This window comes from Aestuariibaculum sediminum (assembly GCF_014596945.1).
Taxonomy (GTDB): Bacteria; Bacteroidota; Bacteroidia; order Flavobacteriales; family Flavobacteriaceae; genus Aestuariibaculum; species Aestuariibaculum sediminum.
Genome location: NZ_JACVXB010000001.1, coordinates 1,007,496 through 1,023,937, shown reverse-complemented (window position 1 = coordinate 1,023,937; position 16,442 = coordinate 1,007,496). Strand labels below are relative to the sequence as shown.

Sequence of the window (16,442 nt, the reverse complement as noted above, 5' to 3'; positions counted from 1 at the left end):
GCCATTCAAAATTCCTCAAAAACCGCTGTAAAAACACGTCAATTTAATGAATATACAATTTATTGATGCAAATATACATTATCTTTAAAAATTTACTTGATTTTTTTTGAATTTCGTAATTACATATTTACATCACATTTTCTATCTAAAAATAGTTAGTTTGTTTGTAATGTAAGTTTTTTTATATTTGTTTTAACAACGCCGCCAATTTAACAAGCCCTTTTATGCTTAACTACAAATGTTTAGCGCTCTTCCTCGTGTTTTTGTCCTCTACACAGGTTATGTTTTCTCAGTTGGGTTTCTCTCACGAAATTGGAGTTATTGCGGGTCCTGTAGAATTTAGATCAGATTTTGGAAGCCGTAATGAAGAAGAAACTAATCTTGGAAATTCTGGTATTGGCATTGGCATAATTCATTATATAAGTTTCGCGTACAGTGCCGATTGTAATTGTTACACCACCGACACCTATTTTAACGACCATTTTAAATTAAGAAGTGAAATATCTTATAATTACACCCGATTAGACCATCATGGATTTTGGGTGGCTCCAGATAAAGTAAGTACCGATGCCGATAAACTTAGAGCCCATAGTGGTGCAGCTGAAAATTTCGATATTGGAATGCAGTTAGAATATTTTCCGCTTAGTATTCGTTCTTTTCAAGCGTTTGCTTACCGCTTGGCCCCATTTGTTAGTCTCGGGGTTCATTATACATCATTTCACCCAAAAGCATCAACACGATACGACAATCCCAATCCAGATGCTTATGGCGATATTTACGACCAATCTAATATTTATTCGCATTGGTTTGGAGCATATAATGCAGGTGAAGCACCCTACCCTATAAATGTAGATGGCGGCAGTACTTGGTCTGTAGTTAGTAGTATTGGGTTTAGATATAAAATTGGTGTGCTTTCGGACCTTATGCTCGATTTGAGATGGCAATATTACTTTAGCGACTGGATTGATGGCTTGAACCATAATTGGAGAAACTTTGACCGTAAAGACGACTGGTTGGTTTGGTTAAACTTTGGCTATGTCTATTACCTAGATTAATTTTTCGTATTATCTTGTAGTTAACTTTTATAATTTTATTGTTGATTCCTTTATCAATAATTACTTTTACCTGTAAATGCCGTTTTCTATGCCTTCAAGAAATTTATGTTTTCTAACTGTATTTTTGTTACTCTTAATTTCGTGTAGTAAAAAGAAACAAATTCATTTTAAATTTAATTCCTTTTCATCAGAAAATAATGCACTGGTAGATGTTAACATACCTCTAGCTGAAGGTCATAGCAAGGCAACTAATACAATTAACAACGAAATAAAACGTGTGGTGTCGTTGGCCTTGAAAATTGATGAAAATAAAACGGATACAGATAATTCCATTGAACAAAGCATCAACCTATTCAATAAAGAGTACAATAAATTTTCTAATGATTTTCCTAATGTTATCCAGCCTTGGGAAGCACAAATTGATGGCGAAATTGTTTTTCAATCTAATGACATTATATGCGTGTCTATTACCAGTTATAAAAACACTGGTGGCGCTCATGGTTTATTGTATATAACCTTTTTAAATTTTGATGTAAAAACTGGGGAACGCTTAAATCCTGAAGATATATTTAAAAGTAATAAAGATTTTAAATCTTTAGCCGAACTCTATTTTAATAAAACCATTAAAGATCAAAACCTTTTATTGGAACCTGATAATTTTAAGCTACCACAAAATATTGGTTTTAATGACCAAGGACTAATTCTTCTTTATAACACTTACGAAATCGCACCTTATTCAGCAGGAATTATAGAGTATTTAATTCCCGCTGATGAGATTAGTGATTTTTTAGTTCAAAGCCCTTACTAAAGCCATAACATAACCTAAATGCATACCTTCGTGAAATAACACAAAATCAAATGCATCTTCAATTGAGTTTAAGGTATTACCGGTGGTAGAAACGGTATAACTATTATACGTTTTAAAAATATTATTTTCTAAATCTTCTTTTGTTTTCTCTAGTGTTTTAAATAACAAAGCCTTAATTTCATCTACTTCGGCCTGAGACACAGATCCTTCGGGTTTTGTGCCTTTCATATATTTCGAAACTAATTCCTCACTTATCAACATAGGCAATCCAGAAAGCTTATAAGCTAATAACTGCTGAGTTACTACGATATGCCCTATATTCCAAATGATATTATTGTTAAAACCTTCTGGAATTTTATTTAAATTTTCAAGCGAAGTGTTTTCTAAATATTGCGAAAAGAAATGTCTTGTTTTTGTTAAAACGTCTAATGTAAATTGCATGATTTATTTTTTTGATAAATATACTTGAAATGATAAAATTACTTTTACTTTGGAATGATTAATTACAAAACAACATCATGAAAAAAGTTTATTACCTAAAAACCTGTAGCACCTGTACCCGAATTTTAAAAGAAGTTAATCTTCCAGCAGACTTCATCTTACAAGACATAAAAACCGAAGACATTACAGTGAAACAACTTGAGGAAATGCATGCTTTATCAGGAAGCTATGAAGCACTTTTTAGCAAACGCTCCAAACTTTACAAAGAAATGGATTTAAAGAATCAAGATCTTAGTGAACGCGATTACAAAAATTATATACTTGAGCATTATACTTTTTTAAGTAGACCGGTTTTTATTATCGATGACGCCATTTTTATAGGAAATAGTAAAAAAACAGTAGAAGCCGTAAAAGCTGCCCTATAAGACATATAGAACACTTTAATTCCAGCGAATTTTCAAAGCATTATGTAGCAAATTTCTGATTAATACAACTAATAGTTAAACATCATTTCAGTTTTTAACTTCAAATTAAATCATTAATTAATAATCTAAACCATGACAATTTCCGGTATTATTTTAATTACCCTTGCCATAATATTGGCTATTTTAATCAATATTTTTTCTGCGAATACAACCACAACACCTGAATCGAAAGTATCACCTATTTTAAATAAACTAATTAACTTATGGACTTTAAAAAAGTCTATATACCTTGGTTTACTAGGAGTAATTTTTGTTAGTATTAGCGGTATGTTTTTTTACAATCCAGCAGGTACTGCCACCGCAATTCAATATTTATGGGGTGGTGATGCTGCGGTTACAACACAAGGCGTTAAACTTAAATTATGGGGCAAAACTATTCCTATTTCTTTTGAAATTGCTTTACAGGACAAAATCATTGAATACGACAAACAAGGCAACAGAATTTCAAATAAAAATGGCGCCGAGGAGGGCATTTATCACCGAAATGCACAAACGCGTGAATTTGCCGATGCTATTAAAGCCGATATTGCTGCCGCGTTAATTGTTTCAATCGATTATAATAACGAAGAATTATTTCTAGAAATGGCCGATAAGAATCGTTCGGAAAGCAAATTAGTTTATGCCAGAATTTACCCAGTATACGACCAGGCGCTAAAAAACACGTGCAAATTAATGGATGCACAAGATTATATTTCTGGAGCGTCCTCACAGTTTGATTATTATTTGAAAGACCAAATGGAAAACGGCATGTATCTAACCGAGGAGGTTTATGAAGATATTGATATCAGCCCAATAACAGAATTAGATTCTACCAGAACAGTTGCCAGAGGAAAAATCAATAATGAAAAGCGCGAAAAAAAATACCGTATTCGTAAGGATAAAAATGGCGAACCGATTCGAGACGCTTCTAACTCATTAAAACGTTATGGGTTAACTGTGCAGCAAGTAGCGGTTACTAGTATTGATTGGGAAGCTAGTTTTGATAATCGATTAAAAGACCAAAAGGAACAAGTTGCTCAAACCCAATTAGAGAAGCAAGAAGCCGAAAAAGAATACTATGCCACACAAAAGGCCATAGCCAAAGGGGAGCGTGAAAAAGCAGAAACACGGGTTAAATTGGAAAAAATTCAATTAGAAAAAACCATTACCGCCGAAACAGCAGCCAAAACCGCATCGTATAAAGAACAAGAAGAGTCTAATTTACTGGCAGCTGCAAAAAAATCGGCAGAAAAAATTCGAATTATTGCCGATGCTGAAGCCTACGAGATTTCTAAAAAAGTCTCAGCTGGTATTACTCCCGAAAAACAATTACAAATGGAACTAGATGCCAGTGTTCAACGCACAAAAGCATTAGCGGGACCTAACGGCCTACAATTACCTAATACTGTTTTTAGCGGCAGTACTGATAATAAACAGGCGAGTATGTTAGAATCTATTTTAGGAGCTAAAATTTTAAGTGGAGAAATTGGAAGTGTAAAATAAAATTTAAATTCACAACTAAATAAAAACGAGTTCTGCAAAATTTTGCAGAACTCGTTTTTATTATAAATGTAATTTAGCTATAACATATTAGGACCTTAACTTTAGCCACAAAAAAAGCCTCACATTTCTGTAAGGCTTAAATTTTGCTCCCCCTCTTGGGCTCGAACCAAGGACCCTTTGATTAACAGTCAAATGCTCTAACCAACTGAGCTAAGGAGGAGTGTTAATGTTTTGCTTTTGCTAAGCGGTTGCAAATATAAGACCCTTTTTAATATCTGCAAACATTTTTTAAAAAAATTTAATTAAAAATTGCTTTAAAAATATCATTCCCATTTGCAAATAACACTAACGCTATGAGAATGAAGAATCCAACCATTTGAGCGTACTCTAAAAATTTATCTCCTGGTTTTCTTCCTGAGATCATTTCATACAACAAAAACATAACATGACCTCCATCTAGAGCTGGTATAGGTAATAAATTTAAAACACCAAGCATAATCGATAAAAATGCTGTGATACCCCAAAATACCTGCCAACTCCAAAAACTTGGAAATATATCATAAATAGCTTTAAATCCACCAACACCTTTATATGCTCCGGTACTTGGCGTAAAAATAGCTTTAAGTTGCTCCCAATAAGAAACTATACGATCTTTAAACTTGTTTATTCCAACAGGCACAGCCTCTATGAAACCATATTTCTTAGTTTCATAAGAATAATACCCTAATGCCTCTAAAGTCTCCGACGTCGATTTTCCAGCATAAACCAAACCTAACTTACCAGCTTGGTCAATTTTTAAAGGTAATTCCAATTCAGATTGATCTCGTAATACGGTTGCTGTTACCGTTTGTCCTTTATATTGTTCTATTTGCGCTTTAACCTGATCGGCATAACGCGTTGCTACGCCATTTACTTTAACAACTATATCACCCTTTTTAATACCGCTCATTTTATTGTGCGAGGTATCTGCAACCTGAATCACAACAAAAGGTTCTCTTAAACTAATAAACGATTTCTCTTTAGAATCTATTAATTGCGCTAAAAAATCTTCAGGCAATTTAACTACAGACTCTACGCCATCACGTTCAACTGTAACTTCATGTCCAAAAAGTACTTTTTCAGAGATCTCAGAATAGGTATCTATTTTAGTACCATCAACAGCTAAAATTTTATCTCCAGTTAATAATCCAGCTTTATTGGCAACCGTACTTTCAATTAAAAGACCATCTTTAATGTTTTCATTAGGTAAAAACTTATCTCCATAGAAATAACTCATACCTATATAAATTAAAACGGCAAGTAAAAAATTTACTGTTACACCACCTAACATAATGATTAATCGCTGCCACGCTGGTTTAGATCGAAATTCCCAAGGTTGTGGTTCCTGAGCCATTTGCTCAGTATCCATACTCTCATCGATCATCCCCGAAATTTTTACATAACCACCAAGGGGTAACCAACCTATACCATAAACTGTTTCTCCTATTTTCTTTTTAAATAAGGAAAACTTTACATCAAAAAACAAGTAAAATTTTTCTACCCGTGTTTTAAAAGCTTTTGCTGGTATAAAATGGCCTAATTCATGTAAAATGATTAGTAAAGAAAGGCTTAGTAAAAATTGAGATATTTTAATAACAAACTCCATATAGCTTCAATCAAATTTTTTAAATCGCCCAAAAGTAAGCTTTTAAAACTAACTTTAAAAAGACATTTGTATAATCAATTGGTTTTTAACAAGAAATTAAAGGGTAATACTTACGTGGTCAACATATTTCACTGTATTTTTGCAAGAATCAAATTAATTTTTCATGCTATCGTTTTTTAAAGGATATAAAACTTTTGCCATCGTTTTCGCCATCATATCGGTGATTATTATCATATTAATTTACAACACCTTAAATGTTTATCAACCCCTTCCTATTTATCAACCAACTATGGTTAGTACCGATTTGGTAGATAGCACCATTCAGTATCAAAAAAAATATCATAAAATAGCCGATTTTGCTCTTGTTAATCAGAACGGAAAGACCATAACCCAAAAAGACTATAAGAATAAAATTTATGTGGCTGATTTCTTTTTCACAACTTGCCAAAGCATTTGCCCAATCATGACCAAAAATATGGCCAACATACAAAAGGCAACCATGAAATACGACGATGTTATGCTACTATCGCACACGGTTACTCCAGATATTGATACCGTTGAACAACTTAAACGCTATGCCGTTATTAAAGGTGTAAACGATGCGAAATGGAATTTAGTAACCGGTGATAAAAAAGAAATATATAAACTGGCTCGTAAAAGTTATTTAGCCGTGAAAGACGATGGGAATGGGGGTCCATACGATATGATTCACACTGAAAATTTTATGCTAATCGACAAAAAGCGTCAAATTCGTGGCTTTTACGACGGCACTAATCCGGATGATATACATCGACTATTAGCAGACATTGAAATTTTAAGACAAGAACCTAACAGTTAGAAAACAGACACGTTTCAGGGTCTTTTAAACCCATAAACTTTGTCACCTTAAACTTTTCATTTACTTTTGCCTCTTTAAATTCAATCTAAATAAGCTTGCGACACACTTTAGCACATTTAAAACGCGGCGAAAAAGCAACCATCACAGATGTTTCGTCCATTCACATCCCTTTAAAACTTTTAGAAATGGGATGCTTACCTGGTAATACCGTCGAGCTTGTTCAACTAGCACCTTTTCAAGACCCCATGTATTTAAATATTAATGGGTCGCACCTAGCCATTAGAAAAGAAACTGCTAAACATATTTTAATTGAAAAAGTAGATGAGTAAACAAATAAATGTCGCTTTAATAGGCAACCCAAATACAGGAAAAACTTCTGTTTTTAACGCCCTTACCGGTCTAAACCAAAAAGTTGGTAACTACCCCGGAATTACGGTTGAAAAAAAAGAAGGGATTTGCAAACTGCCTCGGGGAGTTAAAGCACACATTATAGATTTACCCGGAACATATAGTTTAAATGCTTCATCATTAGATGAAAATGTAGTTATTGAATTACTTCTAAACAAAAACGACAAAGATTTTCCCGATGTAGCAGTTGTAGTTAGTGATGTTGAAAACCTAAAACGAAATCTACTTCTTTTCACTCAGATTAAAGATTTAGAAATCCCAACCATATTAGTGATTAATATGGCCGATAGAATGGAATATAAAGGTATTTCTTTAGACATTCCCTATCTAGAAGAACAGCTTAATACAAAAATCGCTTTAGTTAGCACCCGCAGGAAACAAGGTATAAACGAATTAAAACAACTTATTACTAACTTCAAGGAGGTTTCGCAAGAACCCTGCTTAAACGCCTCCCAAGTCGACAAAGATTATTTTGAAGGTTTACGTAAAGCTTTTCCAAACCAACTGCTTTACAAACTATGGTTGGTGATTACACAAGATGTAAACTTTGGTAAAATTGACAGAAATGAAGTTGAAGCTCTGGACGATTTTAAAACAAAAAGTAAAGCCGATTTAAAACGTTTACAGCAAAAAGAAACGATTAAACGCTATCAGTTTATAAATAACGTACTTAAAGTTGGGCAAACAATCGATTCATCGAAAGCTAAAGATTTACGCACTAAACTAGACAGAATTTTAACCCACAAAGTATGGGGCTACTTAATTTTCTTTATGATTTTGCTGGTTATCTTTCAGGCCATCTACGATTGGTCTAGTGTCCCAATGGATTTTATAGATTCAACTTTTGCATCGCTTAGCGAATGGTCAAAAAACAAGCTTCCAGCAGGAGTTTTCACCAATTTACTTACCGAAGGAATTATCCCCGGACTTGGTGGAATTGTAATCTTTATTCCGCAAATAGCCTTTTTATTTTTATTCATTTCTGTTTTAGAAGAAAGCGGTTATATGAGTCGCGTCGTTTTTTTAATGGATCGTATTATGCGACGTTTTGGCCTTAGTGGAAAAAGTGTCGTTCCATTAATTTCCGGAACCGCCTGTGCCATTCCCGCTGTAATGGCAACTAGAAATATTGAAAGCTGGAAGGAGCGTTTAATCACCATATTAGTCACGCCATTTACCACGTGTTCGGCAAGACTACCGGTGTATTTAATAATTATATCGCTGGTGATTCCAGAAGGTCGTTTTTTAGGATTAGGCTACCAAGCTTTAACGTTAATGCTTTTATACCTCATCGGTTTTGGCGCAGCGGTTGTATCGGCTTATATTTTAAATAAAGTTCTAAAAATTAGAAGCAAATCATTTTTTGTTGTTGAAATGCCAAACTATAAACTCCCTCTATTTAAGAATGTAGGGCTAACGGTATTAGAAAAAACAAAGTCGTTTGTGTTTGGTGCCGGTAAAATTATCCTAGCCATATCCATTATTTTATGGTTTTTAGCAAGCTATGGTCCTGGTGATAATTTTAATAAAGCTGAAGAAATAATAACGAATGAATATGCTTCGCAACAACTCTCAGAAGAAGAATTACAGCAACATATTGCTTCATTTAAATTAGAACATTCTTTTATTGGCATTACAGGTCGTGCCATCGAACCTGTAATTAGACCTCTTGGTTACGACTGGAAAATTGGCATTGCCATTGTAAGCAGTTTTGCAGCACGAGAAGTTTTTGTTGGAACGCTTGCAACTATTTATAGTGTTGGTAATGACGATGAAGCCACGATAAAAAATAGAATGGCTGCAGAAGTAAATCCTATTCTAGGGGGCCCTCTATTTAATTTTGCCTCTGGAATTTCACTTTTATTATTCTATGCTTTTGCCATGCAATGTATGAGTACCTTAGCTATAGTGAAGCGAGAAACAAACAGTTGGAAATGGCCTTTGTTGCAATTAGTTTTCATGAGTAGCTTAGCTTATATTGTCGCTTTAATAGCGTATCAATTTTTAAAATAAAAAAACGAAAGGTTTTACACAACAAATCGGCTAATACCTTAATATGAACAATGTGATTCAAAATATTCTTGTTTTTTCGGCTTTAGCCATTGCCATTGTTTTTCTGGTTAAGAAATTCTTATGGAAAAAATCGAAATCTAAAAAGGCTTGCGGTAACGACGACTGTGGTTGCCATTAGAAACTAGTAGCACTCAACAGCAAATTAGGTATTCGCTTCTTCTTTTACAAACAGATTATTGGCCACGGTTTGTGATATACTCATTTTTACGGAACCATTGATTTCAATAACCATAGAATCGTCAAAATCCTCGCGCGAGACAACTAAAATCTTAGAACCTAACGCAATTTGATGTTTATCTAAATATTTTAAAAACGAAGACGACGTATCCTTTACACCAACACATACGCCTGTTGAGCTTTCCGATAAATTAAACAGTAATATTTTATCGGTTTTTTTAATATCCCCAAATTTATCGGGTATGGGATCACCATGAGGGTCATGCGTTGGATAATCTAAAAGCTTATCCAATTCATTAATTAATTTTTCAGACTTAATATGTTCTAATTGTTCGGCAATATCGTGAACTTCATCCCAAGTAAAATTTAATTTTTCTACTAAAAACACTTCCCACAAACGATGTTTCCTAACCACATCGGCAGCAATTTTTTTTCCTTTAGATGTTAATGAAACACCCTGATAGCGTTTATAGTTGGCATAACCCTTTTCTGCCAATTTTTTAACCATATCGGTAACAGAAGATGCTTTAGTTTCCAGAACTTCGGCGATACTATTTGTACTTACCGTTAATGTTCCGTAACGACCTAATTGATATATTGTTTTAATATAATTCTCCTCTGTTAGCGTAATCATGATTGCTGTTTTAATATTTCACAAAGATATATTAATCATTATTTTAAAACTATTTTTAGATTAATCTAAATTTGTATTTATATTTGCAAAAAATAAATTAATGAAAACCCTAATTTTTTTTATAAGTTTTGTCTCAATTTCAATAAGTGCTCAAAACATAAGTGGCCGGGTATTTACCGATAACCTTCCTTTGCCTTATGTAAATGTGTACATTAAAGAATTAGCTAAAGGAGCTCTAACCAATGAAAACGGCTTTTTTGTAATTGAAGGCCTAGATAACGGAACATATACGATCTCAGCTTCCTTTACTGGATACAAAACTCAAACAAAACGCATTAAAGTAGACAACAATAATTTAAATGTCATTTTTAAATTAGAGGAAAGCGAAATGCTTGAGGAGGTTGTAGTTACTGGAACCCTTAAAGCTGTTTCAAGACTGGAGAGCCCTGTTCCTGTTGAAGTTTACACCCCTACTTTTTTAAAGAAAAATCCAACACCAAACATTTTTGAAGCCCTCCAAAATGTAAATGGGGTACGCCCACAAATTAACTGTAATGTTTGTAATACTGGTGATATTCATATTAACGGTTTAGAGGGCCCATACACTTTGGTATTAATTGATGGCATGCCAATAGTAAGTGGCCTTTCAACAGTTTATGGGTTATCTGGAATTCCTAATTCGTTAATTGAACAAATTGAAATAATAAAAGGACCTGCGTCGTCCCTCTATGGAAGTGAGGCCGTGGGAGGCTTAATTAATATTATCACCAAACTACCTGAACATGCTCCTCTACTTTTTGCTGATAGTTTTGTTTCGGGCTGGGGAGAAGCTAATCTAGACCTGGGCTTTAAAGCCAAAATAGGCAACAATACCGATATTCTTACAGGAATTAATTATTTCAATTATAGCAACCCGATTGACAACAACAACGATAATTTCACTGATTTAACGCTTCAAGACCGCATATCGGTTTTTCAAAAATGGAACTTTCGTAGAAATCAAAACAGACTATTTTCGGTTGCTGGTCGCTTTTTTTATGAAGATCGTTGGGGGGGAGAAATGCAATGGAATCCTGATTTCCGAGGAGGTTCCGAAGTTTACGGCGAAAGTATTTACACCAAACGCTACGAATTATTAGGTAAATACCAGCTCCCAGTTCGTGAAAAACTATTATTTCAATTTTCATACACCAATCACGATCAAAATTCGGTATACGGCAATGTACCCTATTTAGCAAGTCAACAAATTGGCTTTGGTCAGCTTACTTGGGACAAATCCCTAAACCAGCATGACCTTTTATTCGGGCTGGCAGCACGATACAATTATTACAACGATAACACTCCGGCAACTCCCGTATCCGATAATATTACTATCCCTTCATTTTTTATTCAAGATGAAATCTCAATTAACAAACAGCATGACATTCTTCTAGGTGCCCGATACGATTATGACGCACGTCATGGAAACATATTTACACCGCGTTTAGCCTATAAATTTAAACCTTCAGAAAATAATATTTTTCGCCTCAACGCAGGAACCGGATTTAGAGTAGTAAACCTCTTTACAGAAGAGCACGCAGCATTAACAGGCGCCAGAGATGTTATTATTGCCGAAACGCTAAAACCTGAGCAATCCTATAATATTAACCTGAATTACTTATCTAAAATATATACCAAAAGTGGCATTATAATTGGCTTGGATGCCTCGGCATGGTACACAGATTTTACAAATGTTATTCTACCAGATTACGACACTAATCCAAACCAAATTATTTACGATAATTTAGACGGAAAATCGGTGAGTAAAGGCCTTAGTTTTAATATAGACACCATGTTTTCTAATGGCATTAAAATACTTGGAGGCATTACATTTCAAGACGTTTCTAAAACAGAAGAAGGCATAACGCAGCGACAAATTTTAACTGAAAGTTTTACTGGTACTTGGGCAGCAAGCTACAAAAACTATAAATACAATCTAACTTTCGATTATACCGGAAATATTTATGGTCCCATGCGTTTACCTTTATTAGGGGATTTAGATCCCAGGCTACCAGAGTCTCCTTATTGGAGTATTCAAAATATTCAGGCAACCTTTAGCGGCTTTAAGCATATTGAAATTTATGGTGGTGTAAAAAATTTATTGAATTGGACACCAAACAAAGGGAATCCTTTTATTATTGCTAGAGCCAACGACCCATTTGATGAAAATGTTCAATTTGATAACAACGGTAATGCCGTAGCAACCCCAGATAATCCCTATGCATTAACCTTCGATCCATCGTATGTATATGGTCCAAATCAGGGGCGCAGACTATTTTTTGGTTTACGATATTCTTTAAATTAAATTTGATCAATGAAAAAACATATGCTCACACTTGCAGTTTTAATAGTTACATTAAGCTGCAAAGACAATAAAACGAACAACGGAAAACTTAACGTTGTAACCACAACCACCATGATTACCGATTTAGTAAACCATATTGGTGGTCATTTAATAAATGTACAAGGTTTAATGGGAAGCGGGGTAGACCCCCACCTGTACAAAGCCAGTGAAGGCGATGTTAGTAAACTTGCCAATGCCGATATCATTATTTATGGCGGATTGCATCTTGAAGGTAAACTGGTGGAAGTATTTGAAAAAATGGAACGCCTTAACAAAAAAACAGTTGCCGTTTCCGATGCTTTAGATCCATCCTCGTTAATCAGTTCAGAGTCTTTTCAAGGGAATCACGACCCGCATATTTGGTTTAACATTACCTACTGGAAAACCATTACCAAATATATAGTTAAAACATTATCTGAAATTAACCCTGAAAACAAAACCGCTTTCGAGGCTAACGGTAAAAAATATTTACATGAGTTAGATAAGCTGGAAACCGAAGTAAAAAGCACTATAGAAACCCTTCCCAAAGAAAAACGTATATTAGTGACCGCGCACGATGCTTTCAATTATTTTGGCAAAGCATACGATTTTAATGTTGTGGGGCTTCAGGGCATTTCAACGGCCACCGAAGCAGGTGTACAAGACGTACAAAAGCTTGCATCATTCATTATTGAGCATAAAGTAAAAGCCATTTTCGTAGAAAGTTCAGTTCCAAAGCGTACCATTGAAGCCTTACAGGCTGCCGTAAATTCTAAAAACCATCAGGTAAATATAGGCGGCACCCTCTATTCTGATGCCTTAGGAAACGCTGGAACCATTGAGGGCACTTATATTGGTATGTTTAAATACAACGTAAATACCATTGTAAATGCATTAAAATAATTATAAGCTAATCCTGCTATCCGCTATATCTTTTTTTAAACATTTTAAACATGGAAAAAACCATTCAACAAAAAAAAGGATGCCGCTGCTATCAGGGCTAAAGAAAATATAATGAACAAAAAAATAGCTGTTCAAGTCGACGATTTAACCGTAGCCTATAACTACAAACCTGTACTTTGGGATATCGATTTAGAAATTCCGGAAGGCGTTTTAATGGCTATTGTAGGGCCCAATGGAGCTGGAAAATCTACACTTATCAAATCGATTCTTGGCATTTTAAAACCAATCGCAGGGAGTGTAAGTGTTTATGGAAAACCCTACAAAAAACAACGCCATTTGGTAGCTTATGTACCACAAAAGGGAAGTGTAGACTGGGATTTTCCCACCACAGCACTCGACGTAGTAATGATGGGAACCTATGGCAGCCTTGGCTGGATTAAACGCCCCGGTCAAAAGGAAAAAAAACTTGCATTGGAAGCTTTGGAAAAAGTTGGGATGTTAGCATTTAAAAACCGACAAATTAGTCAGTTATCTGGCGGTCAGCAACAACGTATATTTTTAGCACGAGCATTGGTACAAAACGCAGCTATTTACTTTATGGACGAGCCATTTCAAGGGGTAGATGCTACAACCGAAATCGCCATTATTAATATCTTAAAAGAACTACGAAAAGCAGGCAAAACAGTTATCGTTGTGCATCATGATTTACAAACTGTACCAGAATATTTCGATTGGGTAACATTTTTAAATGTGAAAAAAATTGCCACTGGTCCAGTTAAAGATATATTTAATGATGACAACCTAACCAAAACCTACGGTATTAATTATAAAGTTAGTATTCAGGAGTAATGAATATACAAGACTACTTTTCTCTAGTGCTTAACGATTATACTCTGCGTACAATTACGTTGGGCACAGCCATTTTAGGTGCTGTAACCGGTATGTTAGGTAGTTTTGCTGTGCTCCGAAAACAAAGTCTTTTAGGCGATGCCATTTCTCATGCAGCGCTACCAGGAATTGCCATTGCCTTTTTACTTACTGGTGTGAAAGATAGTTATGTTTTGCTTTTAGGCGCTTTAATTAGCGGCCTAATTGGAACCTTCTGGATTCGAAGCATCATTACCAAAACCCATTTAAAATCAGATACCGCACTAGGATTAATTCTATCTGTATTTTTTGGATTCGGTATGCTTTTACTAACTTTCATACAAAAACAACCTAATGCCAATCAGGCGGGACTAGATAAATATTTATTCGGTCAAGCCGCTACATTAGTTGAAAGCGATGTAATATTATTAAGTTGCGTTACTGGTATTTGTTTGCTGGTAATGTTACTATTCTGGAAAGAATTTAAAATTTTGTTATTCGACGAAGACTTTACTAAAACTATAGGTTTCAATACCAAAACCATAGATATATTAATCACCTCATTTATCGTTTTAGCTATTGTGCTAGGTCTTCAAACCGTTGGGGTGGTATTAATGAGTGCAATGCTTTTAGCTCCTGCTGCTGCTGCAAGACAGTGGACCAATAGTTTAAGTACAATGGTTATTTTAGCTGCAGTTTTCGGAGCATTTTCTGGAGTTTTTGGAACAGCTATTAGTGCCAGCCAAAATAATTTAGCAACTGGCCCTGTAATTGTTATCGTTGCCAGTATTTTTGTTTTGATATCCTTTATTTTTTCTCCATACAGAGGGCTTTTGTTCAGACAGATTCGCTTTATTAAAAATAGACGTGATTTAAAACTTCATAAAACACTTGCTTTTATGTATCATATCGCCGAAAATCATGAAAACATTTCTCATCCACACACTGTAAAAATTTTAAATAATTTTCATGGCTATACAAGAGGTACTCTACAAAAATTAGTAGATAAAAATTATGTCTCCCTAGATGGTCAAATGTGGAGTTTAACTGAAGAAGGGTTTAAAACGGCAGCAAATTTATACAGTCAACAATCTAAAAAAGATGAATAGCGCGCAACTTGAAATACAAATAATTGCTAGTTTAGTAGCCATAGCCTGCGCCATTCCAGGGACGTTTTTAGTGCTTCGAAAGATGGCTATGATAAGCGACGCTATTAGTCATTCTATATTGCCAGGTATTGTTATTGGTTTCTTTATCACACAAGATTTAAATTCTCCTTTTTTAATATTATTAGCCGCAATTACCGGTATTATAACCGTAATTTTGGTCGAACACATTCAAAAAACAGGCTTAGTTAAAGAAGATACTGCCATAGGATTAGTATTTCCTGCCCTGTTTAGTATTGGCGTTATTTTAATAGCCAAAAATGCCAACGATATTCACTTAGATGTTGATGCCGTTTTACTGGGAGAATTGGCTTTTGCTCCTTTTGACAGGCTAATTATATCAGGTATTGATATTGGGCCAAAATCCATGTGGATTATCGGAAGCATTTTAACGATAACCATAGGCTTACTAATCGCATTCTTTAAGGAATTAAAAGTCTCTACTTTTGATGTAGGCTTATCGGCATCACTAGGTTTTTCGCCCGCCATCATGCATTATAGCTTAATGACGATATCTTCTATAACAACAGTAGGCGCTTTTGATGCCGTTGGAGCTATATTGGTGGTAGCTCTTATGATTGCACCAGCTGCCACCGCGTATTTATTAACCACTGACTTGAAAAAAATGCTTGGCTTAGCTATATTTTTCGGTGTATTTTCGGCTATATCTGGTTATTGGATAGCGCACTGGCTAGATGCCTCAATTGCTGGATCTATAACAACCATGTTAGGGCTTATTTTTCTAATGGTCTATTTATTTGCCCCTAATAAAGGAATAATAGCCGTATTTTACAGAGAAAAACAACAACGCACCGAGGTCTCGCTGCTTACATTTTTACTTCACTTAAAAAATCATAACGAAGAAAGTGAACGTCATGTAAACCATTTAAACGAACACATTAATTGGCAAAAAGTGCGCTCGAGATCAGTTTTAGATTTAGCTTTAAAAAACAATATGATTACTATAAAAAACAACATTGTTTCATTAACCAAAAAAGGAGACGACTTTACGACTCAGGCTATCGACTATATAATAACTAATGAAAATGCTCAAATTGAAGATATGAAAGAGGATTTCTTCTTGTTTAGAGGCTAAAA

General features: G+C 34.7%; 16 protein-coding genes and 1 tRNA gene. 13 read left to right on the top strand and 4 right to left on the bottom strand.

Going from position 1 to position 16,442, the window contains the following annotated elements; all coding sequences use genetic code 11:
• Positions 1-224 precede the first annotated feature (224 nt).
• Together ICJ83_RS04725 and ICJ83_RS04720 are read left to right on the top strand one after the other, a co-directional pair.
• Complete coding sequence (locus ICJ83_RS04725) at positions 225-1,055, top strand: THC0290_0291 family protein (RefSeq protein ID WP_188229191.1); 831 nt, start codon at positions 225-227, stop codon at positions 1,053-1,055.
• 124 nt (positions 1,056-1,179) lie between these two features.
• Complete coding sequence (locus ICJ83_RS04720) at positions 1,180-1,863, top strand: DUF3298 and DUF4163 domain-containing protein (RefSeq protein WP_188229190.1); 684 nt, start codon at positions 1,180-1,182, stop codon at positions 1,861-1,863.
• On the opposite strand, the gene ICJ83_RS04715 is transcribed toward ICJ83_RS04720, so the two are convergent.
• On the bottom strand, positions 1,843-2,304 hold the full coding sequence (locus ICJ83_RS04715; RefSeq protein ID WP_188229189.1) for a DinB family protein: 462 nt from the start codon (positions 2,302-2,304) through the stop codon (positions 1,843-1,845). The genes ICJ83_RS04720 and ICJ83_RS04715 overlap by 21 nt on opposite strands.
• Before the next feature lie 77 nt (positions 2,305-2,381).
• Here ICJ83_RS04715 and ICJ83_RS04710 point away from each other — a divergent pair, with 77 nt between their 5' ends.
• Together ICJ83_RS04710 and ICJ83_RS04705 are read left to right on the top strand one after the other, a co-directional pair.
• Complete coding sequence (locus tag ICJ83_RS04710) at positions 2,382-2,729, top strand: arsenate reductase family protein (RefSeq protein WP_188229188.1); 348 nt, start codon at positions 2,382-2,384, stop codon at positions 2,727-2,729.
• Positions 2,730-2,861: 132 nt separating this feature from the next.
• A complete protein-coding gene (locus tag ICJ83_RS04705) occupies positions 2,862-4,271 on the top strand; it encodes an SPFH domain-containing protein (RefSeq protein WP_188229187.1) in 1,410 nt (469 codons plus the stop codon).
• Positions 4,272-4,417: 146 nt separating this feature from the next.
• Here the strand turns inward: ICJ83_RS04705 and ICJ83_RS04700 are convergent.
• Together ICJ83_RS04700 and rseP are read right to left on the bottom strand one after the other, a co-directional pair.
• Positions 4,418-4,491, bottom strand: a tRNA-Asn gene (locus tag ICJ83_RS04700).
• A 78-nt stretch (positions 4,492-4,569) separates the two neighbouring features.
• Positions 4,570-5,916, bottom strand: a complete 1,347-nt coding sequence (gene rseP / locus ICJ83_RS04695) for an RIP metalloprotease RseP (RefSeq protein WP_188229186.1) — start codon at positions 5,914-5,916, stop codon at positions 4,570-4,572.
• Positions 5,917-6,079: 163 nt separating this feature from the next.
• Here rseP and ICJ83_RS04690 point away from each other — a divergent pair, with 163 nt between their 5' ends.
• From ICJ83_RS04690 to ICJ83_RS04675, 4 genes are all read left to right on the top strand, one after another.
• Positions 6,080-6,754 carry an SCO family protein gene (locus ICJ83_RS04690; protein ID WP_188229185.1) on the top strand — a complete coding sequence of 225 codons (675 nt, stop codon included), beginning with the start codon at positions 6,080-6,082 and terminating at the stop codon, positions 6,752-6,754.
• 95 nt (positions 6,755-6,849) lie between these two features.
• Positions 6,850-7,083, top strand: a complete 234-nt coding sequence (locus tag ICJ83_RS04685; RefSeq protein WP_188229184.1) for a FeoA family protein — start codon at positions 6,850-6,852, stop codon at positions 7,081-7,083.
• On the top strand, positions 7,076-9,175 hold the full coding sequence (gene feoB, locus ICJ83_RS04680; protein ID WP_188229183.1) for a ferrous iron transport protein B: 2,100 nt from the start codon (positions 7,076-7,078) through the stop codon (positions 9,173-9,175). Before ICJ83_RS04685 ends, feoB begins: the two co-directional genes overlap by 8 nt.
• A 43-nt stretch (positions 9,176-9,218) precedes the next feature.
• Positions 9,219-9,353 (top strand): FeoB-associated Cys-rich membrane protein, encoded by a 135-nt coding sequence (locus ICJ83_RS04675; protein WP_188229182.1) that lies wholly within the window; start codon positions 9,219-9,221, stop codon positions 9,351-9,353.
• A gap of 24 nt (positions 9,354-9,377) precedes the next feature.
• Here ICJ83_RS04675 and ICJ83_RS04670 read toward each other — a convergent pair whose 3' ends face one another.
• Positions 9,378-10,043, bottom strand: coding sequence for a metal-dependent transcriptional regulator (locus ICJ83_RS04670; RefSeq protein ID WP_188229292.1), 666 nt, complete (start codon positions 10,041-10,043; stop codon positions 9,378-9,380).
• 103 nt (positions 10,044-10,146) lie between these two features.
• Here ICJ83_RS04670 and ICJ83_RS04665 point away from each other — a divergent pair, with 103 nt between their 5' ends.
• The 5 genes from ICJ83_RS04665 to ICJ83_RS04645 all read left to right on the top strand — a co-directional run bounded on the left by ICJ83_RS04665 (position 10,147) and on the right by ICJ83_RS04645 (position 16,440).
• The gene (locus ICJ83_RS04665; protein ID WP_188229181.1) at positions 10,147-12,390 is read left to right on the top strand and encodes a TonB-dependent receptor; all 2,244 of its coding nucleotides are present in this window, start codon (positions 10,147-10,149) and stop codon (positions 12,388-12,390) included.
• 9 nt (positions 12,391-12,399) lie between these two features.
• Positions 12,400-13,311 carry a metal ABC transporter solute-binding protein, Zn/Mn family gene (locus ICJ83_RS04660; RefSeq protein WP_188229180.1) on the top strand — a complete coding sequence of 304 codons (912 nt, stop codon included), beginning with the start codon at positions 12,400-12,402 and terminating at the stop codon, positions 13,309-13,311.
• Between the two features lie 111 nt (positions 13,312-13,422).
• Positions 13,423-14,160: a metal ABC transporter ATP-binding protein gene (locus tag ICJ83_RS04655; RefSeq protein ID WP_188229179.1), complete on the top strand. Its 738-nt coding sequence runs from the start codon at positions 13,423-13,425 to the stop codon at positions 14,158-14,160.
• Complete coding sequence (locus ICJ83_RS04650) at positions 14,160-15,287, top strand: metal ABC transporter permease (protein ID WP_188229178.1); 1,128 nt, start codon at positions 14,160-14,162, stop codon at positions 15,285-15,287. The genes ICJ83_RS04655 and ICJ83_RS04650 overlap by 1 nt, the downstream gene beginning before the upstream one ends.
• Positions 15,280-16,440 (top strand): metal ABC transporter permease, encoded by a 1,161-nt coding sequence (locus tag ICJ83_RS04645; RefSeq protein WP_188229177.1) that lies wholly within the window; start codon positions 15,280-15,282, stop codon positions 16,438-16,440. Before ICJ83_RS04650 ends, ICJ83_RS04645 begins: the two co-directional genes overlap by 8 nt.
• The last annotated feature ends 2 nt before the right edge of the window (positions 16,441-16,442 follow it).

Excerpts from the sequence above, each read along its gene's own strand:
- ICJ83_RS04665 (WP_188229181.1), top strand. The coding sequence starts at position 10,147 with ATGAAAACCCTAATTTTTTTTATAAGTTTTGTCTCAATTTCAATAAGT.
- ICJ83_RS04660 (WP_188229180.1), top strand. The coding sequence starts at position 12,400 with ATGAAAAAACATATGCTCACACTTGCAGTTTTAATAGTTACATTAAGC.
- ICJ83_RS04725 (WP_188229191.1), top strand. The coding sequence starts at position 225 with ATGCTTAACTACAAATGTTTAGCGCTCTTCCTCGTGTTTTTGTCCTCT.
- ICJ83_RS04655 (WP_188229179.1), top strand. The coding sequence starts at position 13,423 with ATGAACAAAAAAATAGCTGTTCAAGTCGACGATTTAACCGTAGCCTAT.
- ICJ83_RS04675 (WP_188229182.1), top strand. The coding sequence starts at position 9,219 with ATGAACAATGTGATTCAAAATATTCTTGTTTTTTCGGCTTTAGCCATT.
- ICJ83_RS04690 (WP_188229185.1), top strand. The coding sequence starts at position 6,080 with ATGCTATCGTTTTTTAAAGGATATAAAACTTTTGCCATCGTTTTCGCC.
- ICJ83_RS04650 (WP_188229178.1), top strand. The coding sequence starts at position 14,160 with ATGAATATACAAGACTACTTTTCTCTAGTGCTTAACGATTATACTCTG.
- ICJ83_RS04715 (WP_188229189.1), bottom strand. The coding sequence starts at position 2,304 with ATGCAATTTACATTAGACGTTTTAACAAAAACAAGACATTTCTTTTCG.
- ICJ83_RS04710 (WP_188229188.1), top strand. The coding sequence starts at position 2,382 with ATGAAAAAAGTTTATTACCTAAAAACCTGTAGCACCTGTACCCGAATT.
- feoB (WP_188229183.1), top strand. The coding sequence starts at position 7,076 with ATGAGTAAACAAATAAATGTCGCTTTAATAGGCAACCCAAATACAGGA.
- ICJ83_RS04645 (WP_188229177.1), top strand. The coding sequence starts at position 15,280 with ATGAATAGCGCGCAACTTGAAATACAAATAATTGCTAGTTTAGTAGCC.
- rseP (WP_188229186.1), bottom strand. The coding sequence starts at position 5,916 with ATGGAGTTTGTTATTAAAATATCTCAATTTTTACTAAGCCTTTCTTTA.
- ICJ83_RS04705 (WP_188229187.1), top strand. The coding sequence starts at position 2,862 with ATGACAATTTCCGGTATTATTTTAATTACCCTTGCCATAATATTGGCT.